At 69.9% G+C, this 15504-nt stretch carries 14 protein-coding genes and 1 pseudogene; 6 read left to right on the top strand and 9 right to left on the bottom strand.

The window, feature by feature from the left end; translation table 11 throughout:
* Window positions 1–13 precede the first annotated feature (13 nt).
* Window positions 14–439, bottom strand: a complete 426-nt coding sequence (locus ACFWDI_RS10520; RefSeq protein ID WP_385302760.1) for a MarR family winged helix-turn-helix transcriptional regulator — start codon at window positions 437–439, stop codon at window positions 14–16.
* Window positions 440–530: 91 nt separating this feature from the next.
* Here ACFWDI_RS10520 and ACFWDI_RS10515 point away from each other — a divergent pair, with 91 nt between their 5' ends.
* Both ACFWDI_RS10515 and ACFWDI_RS10510 read left to right on the top strand, forming a co-directional pair.
* Window positions 531–1550 carry an NADP-dependent oxidoreductase gene (locus tag ACFWDI_RS10515; protein WP_385302758.1) on the top strand — a complete coding sequence of 340 codons (1020 nt, stop codon included), beginning with the start codon at window positions 531–533 and terminating at the stop codon, window positions 1548–1550.
* Between the two features lie 67 nt (window positions 1551–1617).
* Window positions 1618–2046, top strand: coding sequence for an organic hydroperoxide resistance protein (locus ACFWDI_RS10510; RefSeq protein WP_327323374.1), 429 nt, complete (start codon window positions 1618–1620; stop codon window positions 2044–2046).
* A gap of 83 nt (window positions 2047–2129) precedes the next feature.
* Here the strand turns inward: ACFWDI_RS10510 and ACFWDI_RS10505 are convergent.
* Window positions 2130–4671: pseudogene (locus ACFWDI_RS10505) on the bottom strand (M14 family zinc carboxypeptidase).
* A gap of 234 nt (window positions 4672–4905) precedes the next feature.
* Between ACFWDI_RS10505 and ACFWDI_RS10500 the strand changes: the two are divergent.
* The gene (locus ACFWDI_RS10500) at window positions 4906–5715 is read left to right on the top strand and encodes an EI24 domain-containing protein (RefSeq protein ID WP_385302757.1); all 810 of its coding nucleotides are present in this window, start codon (window positions 4906–4908) and stop codon (window positions 5713–5715) included.
* Here ACFWDI_RS10500 and ACFWDI_RS10495 read toward each other — a convergent pair.
* Window positions 5702–6457, bottom strand: coding sequence for a carbon-nitrogen hydrolase family protein (locus tag ACFWDI_RS10495; RefSeq protein ID WP_385302756.1), 756 nt, complete (start codon window positions 6455–6457; stop codon window positions 5702–5704). The two genes, ACFWDI_RS10500 and ACFWDI_RS10495, sit on opposite strands and share 14 nt — an antisense overlap.
* 83 nt (window positions 6458–6540) lie before the next feature.
* Between ACFWDI_RS10495 and ACFWDI_RS10490 the strand changes: the two genes are divergently transcribed.
* Window positions 6541–7149 (top strand): LysE family translocator, encoded by a 609-nt coding sequence (locus ACFWDI_RS10490; RefSeq protein ID WP_385302755.1) that lies wholly within the window; start codon window positions 6541–6543, stop codon window positions 7147–7149.
* A gap of 421 nt (window positions 7150–7570) precedes the next feature.
* On the opposite strand, the gene ACFWDI_RS10485 is transcribed toward ACFWDI_RS10490, so the two are convergent.
* Window positions 7571–8851 carry a pyroglutamyl peptidase gene (locus ACFWDI_RS10485; protein WP_385302754.1) on the bottom strand — a complete coding sequence of 427 codons (1281 nt, stop codon included), beginning with the start codon at window positions 8849–8851 and terminating at the stop codon, window positions 7571–7573.
* A gap of 280 nt (window positions 8852–9131) precedes the next feature.
* On the opposite strand from ACFWDI_RS10485, the gene ACFWDI_RS10480 reads away from it, so the two are divergent.
* Complete coding sequence (locus ACFWDI_RS10480; protein ID WP_385302753.1) at window positions 9132–10112, top strand: hypothetical protein; 981 nt, start codon at window positions 9132–9134, stop codon at window positions 10110–10112.
* Between the two features lie 22 nt (window positions 10113–10134).
* On the opposite strand, the gene ACFWDI_RS10475 is transcribed toward ACFWDI_RS10480, so the two are convergent.
* Entirely contained in the window at window positions 10135–11055 is a 921-nt protein-coding gene (locus ACFWDI_RS10475) for an SGNH/GDSL hydrolase family protein (protein ID WP_385302752.1), read from the bottom strand.
* Between the two features lie 261 nt (window positions 11056–11316).
* Between ACFWDI_RS10475 and ACFWDI_RS10470 the strand changes: the two genes are divergently transcribed.
* Window positions 11317–11811: a DUF3145 domain-containing protein gene (locus ACFWDI_RS10470; RefSeq protein WP_327323367.1), complete on the top strand. Its 495-nt coding sequence runs from the start codon at window positions 11317–11319 to the stop codon at window positions 11809–11811.
* A gap of 84 nt (window positions 11812–11895) precedes the next feature.
* Here the strand turns inward: ACFWDI_RS10470 and fabF are convergent, their stop codons facing one another.
* The 4 genes from fabF to ACFWDI_RS10450 all read right to left on the bottom strand — a co-directional run bounded on the left by fabF (window position 11896) and on the right by ACFWDI_RS10450 (window position 15470).
* A complete protein-coding gene (fabF, locus tag ACFWDI_RS10465; protein ID WP_327323366.1) occupies window positions 11896–13158 on the bottom strand; it encodes a beta-ketoacyl-ACP synthase II in 1263 nt (420 codons plus the stop codon).
* A 78-nt stretch (window positions 13159–13236) separates the two neighbouring features.
* On the bottom strand, window positions 13237–13485 hold the full coding sequence (locus tag ACFWDI_RS10460; RefSeq protein ID WP_078077492.1) for an acyl carrier protein: 249 nt from the start codon (window positions 13483–13485) through the stop codon (window positions 13237–13239).
* 55 nt (window positions 13486–13540) lie between these two features.
* The gene (locus tag ACFWDI_RS10455) at window positions 13541–14542 is read right to left on the bottom strand and encodes a ketoacyl-ACP synthase III (RefSeq protein ID WP_362676192.1); all 1002 of its coding nucleotides are present in this window, start codon (window positions 14540–14542) and stop codon (window positions 13541–13543) included.
* Window positions 14543–14558: 16 nt separating this feature from the next.
* On the bottom strand, window positions 14559–15470 hold the full coding sequence (locus ACFWDI_RS10450) for an ACP S-malonyltransferase (RefSeq protein WP_385302749.1): 912 nt from the start codon (window positions 15468–15470) through the stop codon (window positions 14559–14561).
* Window positions 15471–15504 lie beyond the last annotated feature (34 nt).

The raw sequence follows: 15504 nt of genomic DNA, 5'->3' as shown, positions 1-15504 counted from the left end.
GCGCGGCGGGGGTTTACTCGCCCAGCATCCGCTTGAGCAGGTCCCGCAGGACCGTCCGCTCCTCGTCGGAGAGCTCCGCCAGCGGCTCGCGCGCGAAGTTGAGCGATTCCCGCAGTCTGCGCGCGGTGTCCCTGCCGTCCTCGGTCGGGGCGGCGAGCTTGACCCTGCGGTCGTTCGGATCGGGGCGTCGCTCCACCAGTCCACGGGCCTCGAGCCGGTCGATGATGCCGGTGACGTTCGACGGCTCGCACTTCAGCTTCTGTGCGATACGACGCATCGGCGTCGGCTCCACGGCCAGCAGTCCCAGCACCCGGGCCTGGGCCCCGGTGAGTGAGTGCGTGGCCGCGGCCTGCTCGTACTCCGAGTAGTAACGGGCCACGACGCTGCCGATGAGCTCGACGACCTCGACGGTCAGGGGATCAGTTCGTGGAGTGGCCATGGGCACCAGGATACCCAGTTACTTGACAACATGAAATATCCAGGAGCATGGTTCTTTCAGAAGATGAAGCTTTTTCTAGGAGGAACGCAGCATGTCCGCACTTCCCGCATCCGGCCGTGAATGGCACCTTGTCGCCCGCCCGCACGGCTGGCCCAAGGCGGAGGACTTCGCTCTGCGTGAGGCCCCGGTGACCGCGCCGGGCGAGGGTCAGATACTCGTACGCAATCTGTACTTCTCGGTCGACCCGTACATGCGCGGCCGGATGAACGACGTGAAGTCCTACGCCCCGCCGTTCAAGCTCGACCACCCGATGGACGGTGGCGCCGTCGGCGAGGTCATCGCCTCGAACGCCGAGGGCTTCGCGGTCGGCGACCATGTCCTGCACGGCCTCGGCTGGCGCGAGTACGCCACGGTGACCGCCAAGCACGCCACCAAGGTCGACGCCTCGCTCGCCCCGCTCTCCGCCTACCTCGGCGTCCTCGGTATGACGGGCCTCACCGCCTACGCCGGACTCTTCGAGGTCGCCTCCTTCAAGGAGGGCGACGCGGTCTTCGTCTCCGGCGCGGCCGGCGCCGTCGGCAGCCAGGTCGGCCAGATGGCCAAGCTCAAGGGCGCTTCCCGCGTCATCGGCTCGGCGGGCTCGGACGAGAAGGTCAAGCTCCTCGTCGAGGAGTACGGCTTCGATGCCGCCTTCAACTACAAGAACGGCCCCGTCGGCGAGCAGCTGAAGGAAGCCGCCCCCGACGGCATCGACGTCTACTTCGACAACGTCGGCGGCGACCACCTCGAGGCCGCGATCTCCTCGCTCAACCTGCACGGCCGGGCGACCATCTGCGGCATGATCGCGCAGTACAACAACACCGAGGCGACCCCCGGCCCGCGCAACATGCCGATGATCATCGGCAAGCGACTGCGCCTGCAGGGCGTCCTCGTGGGCGACCACGCCGCCCTCCAGCCGCAGTTCGTCCAGGAGGTCGCCGGCTGGATCGCCTCCGGTGAGCTCAAGTACAACGAGACGGCTGTCGAGGGCATCGAGAACGGCTTCGACGCCTTCCTCGGCCTCCTCCGTGGTGAGAACACCGGCAAGATGATCGTTTCGCTCACCCGTTAGGCTCATCGCCAGACCGCCGCGATCCGTGGGCGCGAGTCGCGGCGACACCTCAGGAGGAACCTTCCGCATGTCCATCCAGAACATAGACGTCCTCTACACCGCCGTTGCCACCGCGGAGAACGGCCGTGACGGCCGTGTCGCCTCCCACGACGGCAACCTCGACGTGGTCGTCAACCCGCCCAAGGAGCTGGGCGGCAGCGGCGCCGGCACCAACCCGGAGCAGCTGTTCGCGGCCGGCTACAGCGCCTGCTTCCAGGGCGCGCTCGGCGTCGTCGCCCGCCAGGAGAAGGCCGACATCTCGGGCTCCACCGTGACCGCCTCGGTCGGCATCGGCAAGAACGAGGCCGGCGGCTTCGGCCTGGAGGTCGCGATCACCGCCTCCATCCCGAACGTCGACGAGGCCACCGCCCGGGCCCTGGTGGAGAAGGCGCACCAGGTGTGCCCGTACTCCAACGCCACCCGCGGCAACATCAAGGTCGAGCTCGCCGTCGCCTGACAACGGCACAGCTGAAGACCGAGGGCCCCACTCCCGCGCGGGAGTGGGGCCCTCGGCCGTATCACCAGGTCGCTTCGCCGCCGCTACAGCAGCAGCGCCCGGCCGATCTGTGCGAAGACACCCTTGGGATGGTCGCGGAACAGCGGCTCGGTGCCGAACAGCACGACCGGGGCGCCCGCCTTCGCCCTGCCGCTGACGATCGACGCCTTGCCGGCCGCGTCCTTCGGTCCGCCCGTACCGTCTTCCAACGACCGCCAGTGGCCCGCGACGAGCGGGTTCCCGGAGCCGTACGACTGCTCGACGCGTACACCCGGGCCGAGGTCGGTGAACCAGCGCGGTGAGTACACAAAGCTGTGTGCGGGCGCGCCGCCGGTGACCGGGCTGCCGGCCGCATTGGCCACCCGGACCACGCCGTTCGCGTCCCCGTTGCCCGCCACCGGCTTGGCCGCGAGCAGCCCCGCCTCGGTGTTGAGGGCCGCGCCGTCCGCACCGAGAGCGACCACGGCGCCGCCGCCCGCGAGGAAGGCGTTCAGCGCGCCGCGGGCGGCCGGGTTCAGCTTCCCGTACTGCAGACCGCTGGACACATACAGGACATCCGCCTTCGACCAGTCATAGCCCGCGTTCAGCGCGGCCGTCGAGACCGGCTGGGTCTCGAAGCCCATCTCGCGCAGCGCGAACAGCTCACCGGGGGTCACGGACGCGGCCACCCTGGTCCGGTGCAGCTGGGCCTTGCCCTTCTCCTTGGTGGCCGAGAAGGCGACCCCGTGACGGTCGGCGAGTACGGCCGCCGCACGACGGGCCGAGCCGGGCAGGGATCGCCGAACCGTCCGCCGCGCGCCGCACCGTCACGCCCTGCGCGAGCAGCGAGTTGAGAGCGGCGAGCTCCTTCGGGTCGTCGAGCCGCAGCCGCAGATCCCCGAACGGAGCGACATATCCGGTCGGCGACGCGGCATGGACCGTACGCCCCACCACATGCAGTCCACCGGCGGCGACCTTGTCCACACTCGCGCCCCACAGCAGCCCCAGGCTCCAGCCCGAGATGTCGTACATCGTGGAGACGTCCGCGCTGATGTCCCGGCCCGCGGCCAGGATCACATTGGCGATGCCGCGCTTGGGCTGGCGCATGTCGACGACATACGAACCCGCCGGATAACCGCGGCCCGCCAGCCGGAACGGCAGGATCGCCCGCTCCACCCGTACGTCATTGGCGACCAGATGGTCCACCAGCCGGGCCGCCGCGGTCGCCGACCTCTGCCCGCGGCCCACCGGAATCACATACGCCCGCGGGAAGGTCGTGGTGTACACGTCCTCGGGCCCGATGCCCGGCACCCCGGGCACGGTCTTCTCCGACACCGGCCGCTGCGCCTCGCCCGTCGCGCCCCGCCGGAACGTCTCGATCTGGTCGGCGATCACCGAAGCCCGGTGTGTACGTGTGTAGTCGAGGGTCGCGCGCATGGCCGCGCCCGCGATGTCCTTGTTGATCCCGGCCCGGCGGCGCAGCTCGGCGACCGGGAGGGTGTCGTACTCCTCGTTGTTGACCGCCATCGGGAACTCGATGGTGTGCGCGGCGATCGCGCCCTGGAAGGGCATGTACTGCGGAGTGAAGATCGGCGGCCAGTCGTCCCAGCCCTCCTTCTGGTCACGGAAGGGGATGACGGCGGGCTCGACGCCGTCCTTCGCCGGGGTGTAGCCGAGACCGTTGACGGCCTTCTCCATGCCCAACGCGTTCGCATAGGCGTTCTTCAGGAAGAGGTCGTACTCGTAGTTCTCGCCGTGCGGCGGAGTCGTCGGCTCGATCAGCGTGCCGTTGACGTACCCGTGCAGATCGAGCATGACGGCCGGCTGCTTGTCGATGGCGATCTGCCGGATGGCGCGTGCCTCGGGCTGGGAGCCGGTGATGAAGTCCCGGTTGAGGTCGAAGCCGTTGGCGTTGACGCGCGTCCCGGCGATCCGGCCGTCCGGGTTGGCCGTCACATTGAGGTAGATCCGGTTCTTGGCGAGCAGCTCGGCGGTCGTGCCGTCCTTGGCCTTCGCCAGGTCCTCGATGAGCTTCAGGGCGGCGTCCGTGCCCTCCCACTCATTGCCGTGGATGTTGTTGTTGATGAAGACGGGCGTTTTGTACGAGGACTTGACCCGCTTGTCCTTGGCAGCGGCCGAGGGCGAGTTCTCGATCAGCTCCCGCATCCGCTCCTGCTCACGGGCCTGGTGGGAGCTCTCGGGCGCGGTGACGGTGACGAGATACAGCTGGTGCCCGCCGGCCGACCGCCCGGCGACCTCGACGCTCACCCGGTCGCCGAGCTTCTGCAGGGCGTTCAGCCGAGGGGCGAGCGAGTGGTACGGCGCGAGGCCCAGCTTGATCGACTTGTCGGCCGGGTTCGCGGGCGGTGTGTCCAGGACGGTTCTGCGGGGATATCCGCCGCTCTTCGCGAGCTCGGGGGCTGCGGTCCCCAGCGCCCTGGCGGCGGCCGAGAGCGGAGCCTTCGCGACTGCGGTGTCGCGCCCGCCCCCTTCGCGGACGGGATGCGGGCCGTCGCGACCGGGTGCGGCGGTCGCCGCGCCGGGCGCGAGCAGCACCGCCCCGGCGAGGACGGCGGTGGCGATCAGGACGGGACGTGACAGGCCCATGCGTACGTGCCTCCGGAGTGTGGGGATCGATCGGCACAACGATCAACACGCAGGGGTCTACCGGTTCAACTGCCGAACAACAAGGGGGGCTTGAATGTGACACCCGGCTCGGCGCACGGCCCAACCCGTGGTTCGCAGGCGCGGAAAGGGACTCATGGGACCGCGTGGGAACGCATGAGACCCCTCCGCAGTCCTCCCCGGAATGCCGATTCCAGCCCCCGATAAGGTGGGCGTATGCGTGATTTCGGGGTGGGCTTCGGCTACTTGATCAAAGGCCAGCGCTGGGTCGGCGGGCACGGCCGGTGGTTCGGCTTCGGGCTGCTGCCCGGCCTGGTGACGCTGGTGCTGTACACGGCCGCGCTCGTCTCTCTCGCCTACGGCGCGGACGATCTGACCGCCTGGGCGACGCCGTTCGCCGACGACTGGACCTCGCCCTGGCAGGGCCTGTTCCGTGGCTTCCTCACCGCGCTGGTCTTCGTCTTCGGGCTGTTCCTCGCGGTGATCACCTTCACCGCGGTGGCGCTGCTGGTCGGCCAGCCCTTCTACGAGTCCCTGTCCGAGCAGGTCGACCGCAGCGAGGGCGGCGACGTCCCCGAGTCCGGGCTGCCGCTCTGGCGGGAGCTGTGGATCTCCGCGCGCGATTCGCTGCGGGTCGTGGCGCGGGTGGTGCTGTACGGCGTGCTGCTCTTCGCACTCGGCTTCATCCCGGTCGTCGGCCAGACCGTCGTCCCGGCGATCGGCTTCTGCGTCTCGGGCTTCTTCCTCGCGGAGGAGCTCACGGCGGTGGCGCTGCAGCGGCGCGGCGTCGAGCTGAAGGAGCGCCTGGCGCTGCTGCGGGGCCGCCGGATGCTCACTCTCGGCTTCGGCGTGCCGCTGGCCCTGGCCTTCATCGTGCCGTTCGTCGCGGTGTTCCTGATGCCGGGCGCGGTGGCGGGCGCGACGCTGATGGTGCGTGATCTGGAGGCGCCGTCGGAGCCGACGGAGCCGACGTTGACGGCGAACCCGGCCCCGGCCCCGGCGCCGTACAGCTTCAGCAAGGACTAGAAACGACCGGAAACGACCGGAACGACTGGAGGGGAAGGTCCGCGACCGCGAGCTCGAGTGCCGTTGTGCCCGCCGCGCGGAGCACCGCACCGTCCGGGCCCCAGACGGTGCTGCGGCCGCAGCAGTCGCCGGCACCGCTGGGCCCCACGGTGTTGGCGAGGACCACATACAGGCCGTTGTCCCTGGCACGGACCGGATAGACCGCCTCGAAGGAGTCGCTCTCCGCATCGTGCGCCGAACTTGCCACATACACCTGGCAGTTGTCGGCACGCGCCCGCTCGGCGAGCTCCGGGAAGCGATTGTCGTAGCAGATCGCCAGCGCGAACCGGATGCCGTCGAGCGTGAACCGGCCGTCCGCCGTGCCTGCCGTGAAGACATCGAGCTCGCCCCCGTGCAGATGCCGCTTGTCGTAGCGGGTGAGCAGCTCGCCGTCCGGGCCTATGACGAGTGAGGCGATGGTGGGCCGCGCGCCGTCGGTGCGGGCCGCGCAGTTGACCACCGCGGCCGTGCGGGTCGTGCGGCAGGCGTCCCTGACGGGCTCGAGACGCGGGTCGTCCTCGGCCACCCACAGGCCCGGGTCCTTGGCGATCGGCTCCAGCTCGTACCCCGTCAGAGCCAGCTCGGGGAAGACGACGAGCCGGGCGCCCTGCGCGGACGCCGCGTGGACCAGACCGTGCATCGACTGGACATTGGCCTCGATATCGCCCGGTACGGACGTGAATTGCGCTGCAGTGACGATCATGCGGTCCATCATCGCTGTCTCACCATCCGGGAGGAAAGCCGAATTCGATTGATCGGGCTTACGGCGCTGGCGAGCATCGGCGCATGACCGAACTGATCGCCGTCGCCGTCATCACCGTCCTCGCCGTCATCAGCCCGGGCGCCGACTTCGCGATGGTCGTCCGCAACAGCTATCTCTACGGCCGTACGACAGGGTTGCTGGCAGCGGCCGGTGTGGCCGCGGGCGTCCTCGTCCATGTCACGTACACGATGCTCGGGGTCGGCCTGCTGATCGCCTCGTCGACCGCGCTGTTCACCGCGATCAAGCTGGTCGGCGCCGCGTATCTCGTCTATATCGGCGTCCGCACCTTCCTCGCCCGCGCCGACCTCGCCGTCGATCTGGAGTCGAAGCCGGAACTGACCCGGCTGGGCGCGCTGCGCACCGGTTTCCTCACCAATGCGCTCAACCCGAAGACGACGCTCTTCGTGGTCTCCACGTTCACCCAGGTCGTGGGCCCGGGAACGCCGGTGTGGCAGCAGGCGGGCTACGGGCTGTTCATGTCCCTCGCCCATCTCGGCTGGTTCGGTCTTGTCGCGCTGTTCTTCTCCCACTCCCGTCTGCGCACGGGCATGCTCAGGTGGCAGAAGGTCCTCAACCGCTCGATCGGTTCGGTGCTGGTCGGCTTGGGCGTCACGCTCGGACTCGCCCGCTGACCGCCGCGGCCATGTCGGCCGCGGTGACCGTGCCGAACTCCATCAGCGACTCCGGACGGAAGCGCCGGCGCAGGTCAGCTCACATTGAGCGCCGTGTCGTCGATGACGAACGACGTCTGCAGCTGTGAGCCTTCCGTGCCGGTGAACTTGAGGTGACGGTCTGCCCGGCGTATGCGCCTGCGTCGGGTCTGGGGCCTGCTTTCCGCCTGTGCGTTGAGCGCGCCGGGGGTGGGTCGGGCCCCGCCCCGCCGGGTGCGGCGCAGCGGTGGGTGCCGGGTTGCCGCGGCGGGGGCGGCGTCTTCGGGGGGCGGCGCGCAGGCCCTCCGGGCTGGGGCCCGCCCCCGCCTGTTGGTTGAGTGCGGCGCGAGGCCGCCGCCCTCGGCGCCTTGGGGCCGGCGCCGAAGGTGGCGGCCCGGACCCGTCAGCCCGTCGTTTCCGCCGTCACGCGGATGATCGACCGGACCTGCTCAATGATGTCCAGCCTGTTCTGCACGAACTCAGGGTCCGTGATCTCCGTCGTGTTGTCCGACCCGAACTGCAGCACCGGCGTGTGCACATGGCCGCCCGGGATGGTGAGCCCCAGCCGGTCCCGCAGCAGCGTCGCGCGGTACGCGATCTCGTTCGAGAGGTAGTTGCCGCCGCCACCGGCGCGCGCCGTAGAGCCCGGGGTCGGGCCGTCGGGGCGTACCACCGGCGCTGTCTCGCCCGCCGGGATCTCCGTCACCGACGTATTGTCGAGCACCGGGAAGCGCCCGGTGTTCGCCGCCACGATCGCTGCGTACGGAAGCGTGGTCGTCGTCCACTGCGGCTGCGACGGCGGGTCGACGACCGGCACCGTCTCCAGGCGCGAGAGGTTCTCGTTGTCCGGGAACCCGCCCCGCCACGCGCCGTTGGTGCGCTCGATGTCGAAGCGGCCCACCCGGCCCTGGCTCACTGTGGTGAACAGATCCGCCTTCGGGAGCTGCGGGCGCAGCGTCCGCTCGACCGTGCCGTCCGCGAAGTCCTGCCAGCGGACCGGGAAGACGGCCGTCTCGATCCGGGCGAACCCGTCGGCCGTACGGATCCACGTCCCGTCCAGCGCCAGCGCAGTCGCGCCCGACGGATTGCTGATGCGGATGTCGCTGTCCAGCGTGAACGGGTCGAAGCCCGTCATCACAATGCGCTTGAAACCCTTGCCCGCCGGGAGGTTCATCGAGTCCTGGCCGCGCGAGGAGCTCTCCAGACGGTTCAGCAGCTTCGCCCGCTGCGCGTCCGAGAGCTTGAACTCAGGCTGCCACTGCCGCAGTTGGCGCGTCATCCCGAGCCGCGCCCAGTACAGCGGCCGGTCGTCGTCGCGGCTCAGATCGCCGCGCGCGGGGCCGCGTCCCTGCGCCTGGTCCACGGCGCGGTCCCACAGCCGGGATCCCTGCCGTTCTACGGCCAGCTCGGCCTGCCGGTACGACCTCGCACCCGCCAGCGCACCTATGAACTCCGGTGCCACGGCGTCGAATCCGCTGCGCCGCAGAATCTCCTGCGGGACGGCCTGGTCGAGCCGTGCCTCCTCGACGGAGCCCGGCTGTGCGGGAGCAGGCTGTGCGGGACCTGGCTGTGCCGGAGCCTGCTGTGCGGGAGCCTGCTGGGCGGCGGCGAGCGGTGAGCCGGCGAGGGAGAGGGTGACGACGGCGACGCCAACTACGTGCAGGCGGACGCGTATTCGGGACACGAGAATCCTTCCGTCGGGTGGCGGAAGTATCGCTTCATGGCCGCGGCCGTGGCTAGCGCGTCACTCCGGCCACACAGGCCGCAGCAGAACCGGCCGAGGCCGTCGAGACCGCCTGTGCCGCCGACATCGCCCACCATCTGGCCGGCCGCCTTCGCTCCCCGCTGGACGCCCAGGCGTAGCAGGCCGTACGGCGCGGGTGGCGGGCCCCCTTGACACGGCTCCCGGGGGCCGTATGGCAAACTCCCCGCCGAAGCAGTCGGGTTCGGGGGAGGCACCACAGATGTATCCAGGTCAGCAGGGCCAGCCGGGGCCGTACCAAGGACAGCCGGGCCCGTACCAGGGCCAGCCCGGCCCGTACCAAGGACAGCCGGGCCCGTACCAAGGACAGCCCAATCCGCCGCAGCAGGGCGGTTACCCCCAGCAGGGCGGCTATCCGCAACAGCCGCCCCAGCCCTGTCCGCCGCAGCAGCAGGGCTACCCCCAGCAGCCGTACGCACCCCAACAGCCCTACCAGCCGCACCCGCAGCAGCCCCAACACCCCCAGCCGCCGCAGCAGCGGATCGCCGATGCCCGTATGCGCATCGACCCGAACCTCAACCCGGATCAGCGCGACCTGGTCATCCGCATCCAGAACTCCACCAAGGTCTTCGCCTTCGCCCTCGTCCCCGGCATCCTGCTCACCTTCGGCGGAATCCACTACGGCATCTCCGAGGCCCCGCTCGGCTTCGCAGCCGCCCTGGCCGGACTCGCCGCGCTCGCCGGCGCGGTGTTCATGTACCTCAAGCTGATGGGTCTTCGGGGTGAACTGCGCCGGATCATGCCGGACGCCTGGCGTTCCCCGGTCGCCCATCTCGCGAGTGTCCGCAAGGCGGCGACCCTGGCCGCGTGGATCAACGGCCTGCTCGTACTGCTCTCCCTCGGCGGCGCCGGAACGCTGCTGGTCGCGGGCGCCGGCTGGGGCGCGTACGGCAACTCCTTCGGTTTCGCGGGCCTGATGCTCGCCACCGCACTGCCGCTCGGCCTCGGTCTCGCCACCGCGAGCACCATCCCACAGCTGTTGCGCTGCGTCCCCGCGGGCGCCAAGGTGGGCCGCTCGCTGTACTCGATCATCATGGTGCTCTGCGCGATCGGCGCGTTCCGCGCGGGCACGGGGGGTGCGTTCGTCCCGGCGGCCGTGGCCGGCGCGATCGCGCTGGTCTGCTTCGGAGCGGTGACCCTGCTGAGCCGCTGCGCCAAACGGATGGCAGGCGAGGCGGTCTAGAGCTGCGGCTCCGGGCCCCGGTTCAGGCCCGCGGCGGCTGCGCGGCGGTCACATTGCGGTACGCGATCTCCGCGAGCCGCTCCTGTCCGTTCCTGCTGGGGTGGAACCAGTCCCAGCGGCTCAACTGCTCGCCGCTGAACCGGTACTCGAAGACCGCCCCGCCGTCGTAGCGGCAGCGCAGATCCTTGGCGCAGACGTCCCGCAGCACCTCGTTGTACGCCACGACCCGCTGATGCACCATCGTCCGCCGCTGCTGGGCCTTCGGGCTCACATCGTCCGAGTTGCCGAGCATCGATGCGCAGATTCCCAGCTTCCAGATCTGCCGGCCCAGCGGATTGCCGCGCCCGGTCGACCACAGCCGCATCAGGTCCGGCACGCTCGACACGTACACCTGCGCCTTCGGCGCCGTACGCCGTAGCTGTCCCATCGACGCCTTGAACGACGCCCGGAACTCGTCCACCGACGTCATCTTCTCCGCCGAGTCCCGGCAGGCGTCATTGGCGCCGACCATCACCGTCACCAATTCGGGCTTCTTCGCCGCCGCCAGCGCCATCTGTTGGGGCAGGTCACCGACATCGGCCCCGGAGCGCGCGTAGTTCCAGCTGCGCTCCGCGACGGCTGTCGGCTCGCCGATCAGCCGAAGCGCCAGACTGCGCACCTTGGTGTCCGTGCCGGTCGCCCAGGACACCTCCGGGCAGTCCGAGAAGACCACACAGGCGTCGAAACCACGGGTGATGGAGTCACCGACGGCGGCGATCGAATCGGGGCTGCGGTCCCAGACCGGGGTGGGGCGGGGGGACGGCCGCCGTTTGGCGGGCGCGCCGTTTCCTCTGGCATCCGACGAGGAGTCACATCCGGCCAGCGCGCCGGTCGCGAGGAGTAAAGCTGCCGTCAGGACTGCCGCGGCGCCGCGCGAGCGGCGTGTCCGACTGGTCTCCCGCATCCCCGGTTTCCCTCCGTATCACCGGCCCATGGCGTCTTGTCGAGTGAAAGCTTGGTGCGTACGGGCCCCTGGACCGACACTACGTCACCCCTCGGCCGCCTACTCACGGTAGCTTTTCCCCCGTCGACCCAGAGGCATCGTGCCCGTCGGCTCCGGTAAATTACATCACGTCACATACTGTCCCTTTTGTGGAGTTTGAGTCTCGATGCTGTTTACTGAGGCCGCTGGGAAGGCGATCCTCGTCCCACACTGGAGGTCCCGGTGACGACACGCGGCGTTCTGTACGTTCATTCCGCACCGCGCGCGCTGTGCCCGCACGTCGAATGGGCGGTCGCGGGTGTTCTTGGCGTGCGGGTCCAGCTCGACTGGATCCGGCAGCCGGCGTCGCCCGGTACCTGGAGATCCGAGTTCTCCTGGCGTGCCGAGGTGGGCACGGCCTCCAAACTCGCCTCCGCGCTGCGCGGCTGGCATCTGGTGCGCTTCGAAGTGACCGCGGAGCCATGCCCCACGGCGGAGGGTGAGCGCTACAGCGCCACGCCCGACCTCGGCATCTTTCACGCCGTCACCGGGATCCACGGTGACATCCTGATCCCCGAGGACCGGCTGCGCGCCGCGCTGGCCCGTTCGGCGCAGGGCGAGACGGATCTCGAGGCGGAGATCGCCAAGCTGCTCGGCAAGCCGTGGGACGACGAGCTGGAGCCGTTCCGGTACGCGGGCGAGGGCGCGCCGGTCCGCTGGCTGCACCAGGTCGTCTGACGTACGTACGGGAAAGGGCCCCCACCACGCGGTGGGGGCCCTTTCCCGTACGTACGAGAGGCTACGTACGAAAAGTACGGAGACTCAGACGGTCCGGAAGGCGAGGACCACGTTGTGGCCGCCGAAGCCGAACGAGTTGTTGATCGCGGCGATCGTGCCCTCGGGGAGCTTGCGGGGCTCGCCGCGCACGATGTCCGCGTCCACGGCCTCGTCGAGATCGTCGATGTTGATGGTCGGCGGAGCCGTGCGGTGGTACAGCGCGAGGACCGTGGCGACGGTCTCGATGCCGCCCGCGCCGCCCAGCAGATGGCCGGTCATCGACTTCGTGGCGGAGACCGCGACATGGTCGAGCTCGTCGCCCAGGACCTTGCGCAGGGCCTTGATCTCGGCGATGTCGCCCTGCGGCGTCGACGTGGCGTGCGCGTTGAGGTGCACGACCTCGGACGGCTTGAGGTCCGTCGCGTCCAGCAGGTTCTGCATCGCGGTGGCGATACCGCGGCCGGTCGGCTCGGGCTGGGCGATGTGGTGGCTGTCCGCGGACAGGCCCTGGCCCAGCACCTCGCAGTAGACCTTCGCGCCACGCTTGGCGGCGTGCTCGGCCGACTCGAGGATGACGACACCCGCGCCCTCGCCGAGGACAAAGCCGTCACGGCCCTTGTCGTACGGGCGAGAAGCCTTCTCGGGCTCGTCGTTGTTCTTGGACATCGCCATCATGTTGGCGAACGCCGCGATGGGCAGCGGGTGGATCGCCGCCTCCGTGCCGCCGGCGACGACCACGTCGGCGCGGCCGGTACGGATCATCTCGACGGCGTAGCCGATCGCCTCGGCGCCCGACGCACACGCGGACACCGGGGTGTGCACGCCCGCCTGGGCGTTCACCTCCAGGCCGACGTTGGCGGAGGGGCCGTTCGGCATGAGCATGGGGACGGTGTGCGGGGAGACGCGGCGTACGCCCTTCTCCTTGAGCACGTCGTACTGGTCGAGCAGAGTCGTTACGCCTCCGATGCCGGAGGCGATGACCGTACCCAGCCGCTCGGGCTGGACCTTGTCGTCCTCACCGGCCGGAGCGGTGTAGCCGGCGTCGGCCCAGGCTTCGCGGGCCGCGATCAGCGCGAACTGCGCCGAGCGGTCCAGCTTGCGGGCCAGCGGGCGCGGCAGAACCTCGCCCGGGTCGACCGCGGCGAGCGCGGCGATACGGACCGGGAGGTCGGCGAAGCGTTCGCCCTCGAGGGCTTTGATACCGGAACGCCCGGCAAGCAGACCTTCCCAGGTCGATGCGCTGTCGCCACCCAACGGTGTGGTTGCGCCGATACCGGTGACGACCACGGTGCGATTGGTCGAGCTCACAGGAATTCTTTCTCCACGTGTAGGGGGTGCTGAATTGTCACGGCGCCACCGCCGGGTGGCGACAAACGCGGTTCAGGCTCAGGCCTGGTGCTTGGCGATGTAGTCCGCGGCGTCGCCGACGGTCTTCAGGTTCTTGACGTCGTCGTCCGGGATCTTGACGTCGAAGCGCTCTTCGGCGGCGACGACGACCTCGACCATGGACAGCGAGTCGACGTCCAGGTCGTCGGTGAAGGACTTGTCCAGCTGGACGTCCTCGACCGGGATACCGGCGATCTCGTTCACGATCTCCGCGAGACCGGTGACGATCTCTTCCTGAGTGGCGGCCATGTGGCGCTCCTTCGGTTTGTTTCAGAGGGTGTGGCGTCCGGAAGATCCGGTGTGCCTAGGGGAGGGTAACGACCGTCGCGGCGTAGACGAGACCCGCCCCGAAGCCGATGACGAGCGCGGTGTCACCGCTCTTCGCCGCCCCGGTCGCCAGAAGCCGCTCCATGGCGAGCGGAATCGAGGCGGCCGAGGTGTTGCCGGTGGTCTCCACGTCACGGGCGACCGTGACGTGCTCCGGCAGCTTCAGAGTCTTCACCATCGAGTCGATGATCCGCATATTGGCCTGGTGCGGAATGAAGACGTCCAGGTCGTCGGCGCTGATCCCGGCCGCGTCCAGGGCCTGTTGCGCGACCTTTGCCATCTCGAAGACGGCCCAGCGGAAGACCGCCTGGCCCTCCTGCGTGATGGCGGGGAACTTCTCGACGGTGCCGTTGCGGTAGTCGTCCCACGGCACGGTCTGCTTGATGGTCTCGGACTTGTCGCCCTCGGAGCCCCAGACGGTCGGGCCGATCTTCGGCTCCTTGGACGGGCCGACGACGACCGCGCCCGCACCGTCGCCGAACAGGAAGGCCGTCGCGCGGTCCTCCAGGTCGGTGAGGTCGCTGAGCCGCTCGACGCCGATGACAAGTACATACTCTGCCGAGCCCTCGACGACCATGCCCTTGGCGAGGGTCAGGCCGTAGCCGAAGCCCGCACAGCCCGCGGAGATGTCGAACGCGGCCGGCTTGATCGCGCCGATCTTGTCCGCGATCTCGGTGGCGACGGCCGGGGTCTGCTTGAAGTGCGAGACGGTGGAGACGATCACGCCGCCGATCTGCTGCGGGGTGATTCCGGCGTCGGCGATCGCCTTGCCGGAGGCCTCGACGGACATCGCGGCCACGGTCTCCTCGGGGGAGGCCCAGTGGCGGGTGGCGATGCCCGAGCGCGAGCGGATCCACTCGTCGGAGGAGTCGATCGTCTCGAGGATCACCTCGTTGGGCACGACCCGGGTCGGACGGTAGCCGCCGACACCCATGATGCGTGCGTACGGGGCGCCCTTGCTGGGCTTGATCTTCGACATGCTCTACGGCTCCTTGTCAGGCAGAGTGCTCGGTGAGCAGCGTGCGGGCCGCGTCGAGGTCGTCGGGGGTCTTCAGCGCGAGTGTCTGGACACCCGGCAGCGCGCGCTTGGCGAGGCCCGTGAGCGTGCCGCCGGGGCAGACCTCGATCAGGGCCGTGACGCCCCGCTCCTTGAAGGTCTCCATGCACAGGTCCCAGCGGACCGGGTTGGCGACCTGGCCGACCAGCCGGGCGATGACGTCGTCGCCGCCGGCGACCGTCTGCCCGTCCTTGTTCGAGACGTACGGAACGGCAGGGTCGGCGACCGTGAGGCCGGCCGCGGCCTCCTGGAGGGTCGCGACCGCGGGAGCCATGTGGTGCGTGTGGAACGCTCCGGCCACCTTCAGCGCGATGACGCGGGCCTTCTCCGGCTTGTTCTCGGCCAGCGCGGCGAGCTGCTCGGCGGTGCCGGCGGCGACGATCTGGCCGGCGCCGTTCACATTCGCCGGGGTCAGGCCGAGCTTCTCGAGGTGGGCGACGACCTGCTCGGGGTCGCCGCCGAGGACGGCCGACATGCCGGTCTCGGTGACCGCGGCGGCCTCCGCCATCGCCAGGCCTCGCGTGCGTACGAAACCGAGCGCGGCGGTGTCGTCGAGGACACCGGCGAACACGGCGGCGGTGATCTCACCGACGCTGTGACCCGCGACGGCACCGGGCGACACCTCACCCAGCGCGGCGGCCGACAGCAGACCGGCGGCGACGAGGAGCGGCTGTGCCACGGCGGTGTCGCGGATTTCGTCCGCGTCGGCCTTCGTGCCGTAGTGGGCAAGGTCGAGCCCGATGGCGTCGGACCAGGCCGCGATGCGGTCGGCAGCGCCGGGGAGGTCGAGCCAGGGAGTCAGGAAGCCGGGCGTCTGAGCGCCTTGGCCGGGAGCGACGAGTACGAGCACCCTCACACTCTCTCTTGCGGACGGCCCCAACCGC

This window comes from Streptomyces sp. NPDC060064, assembly GCF_042736455.1.
GTDB lineage: Bacteria > Actinomycetota > Actinomycetes > Streptomycetales > Streptomycetaceae > Streptomyces.
This window is presented reverse-complemented; position numbering and strand designations above follow the sequence as displayed.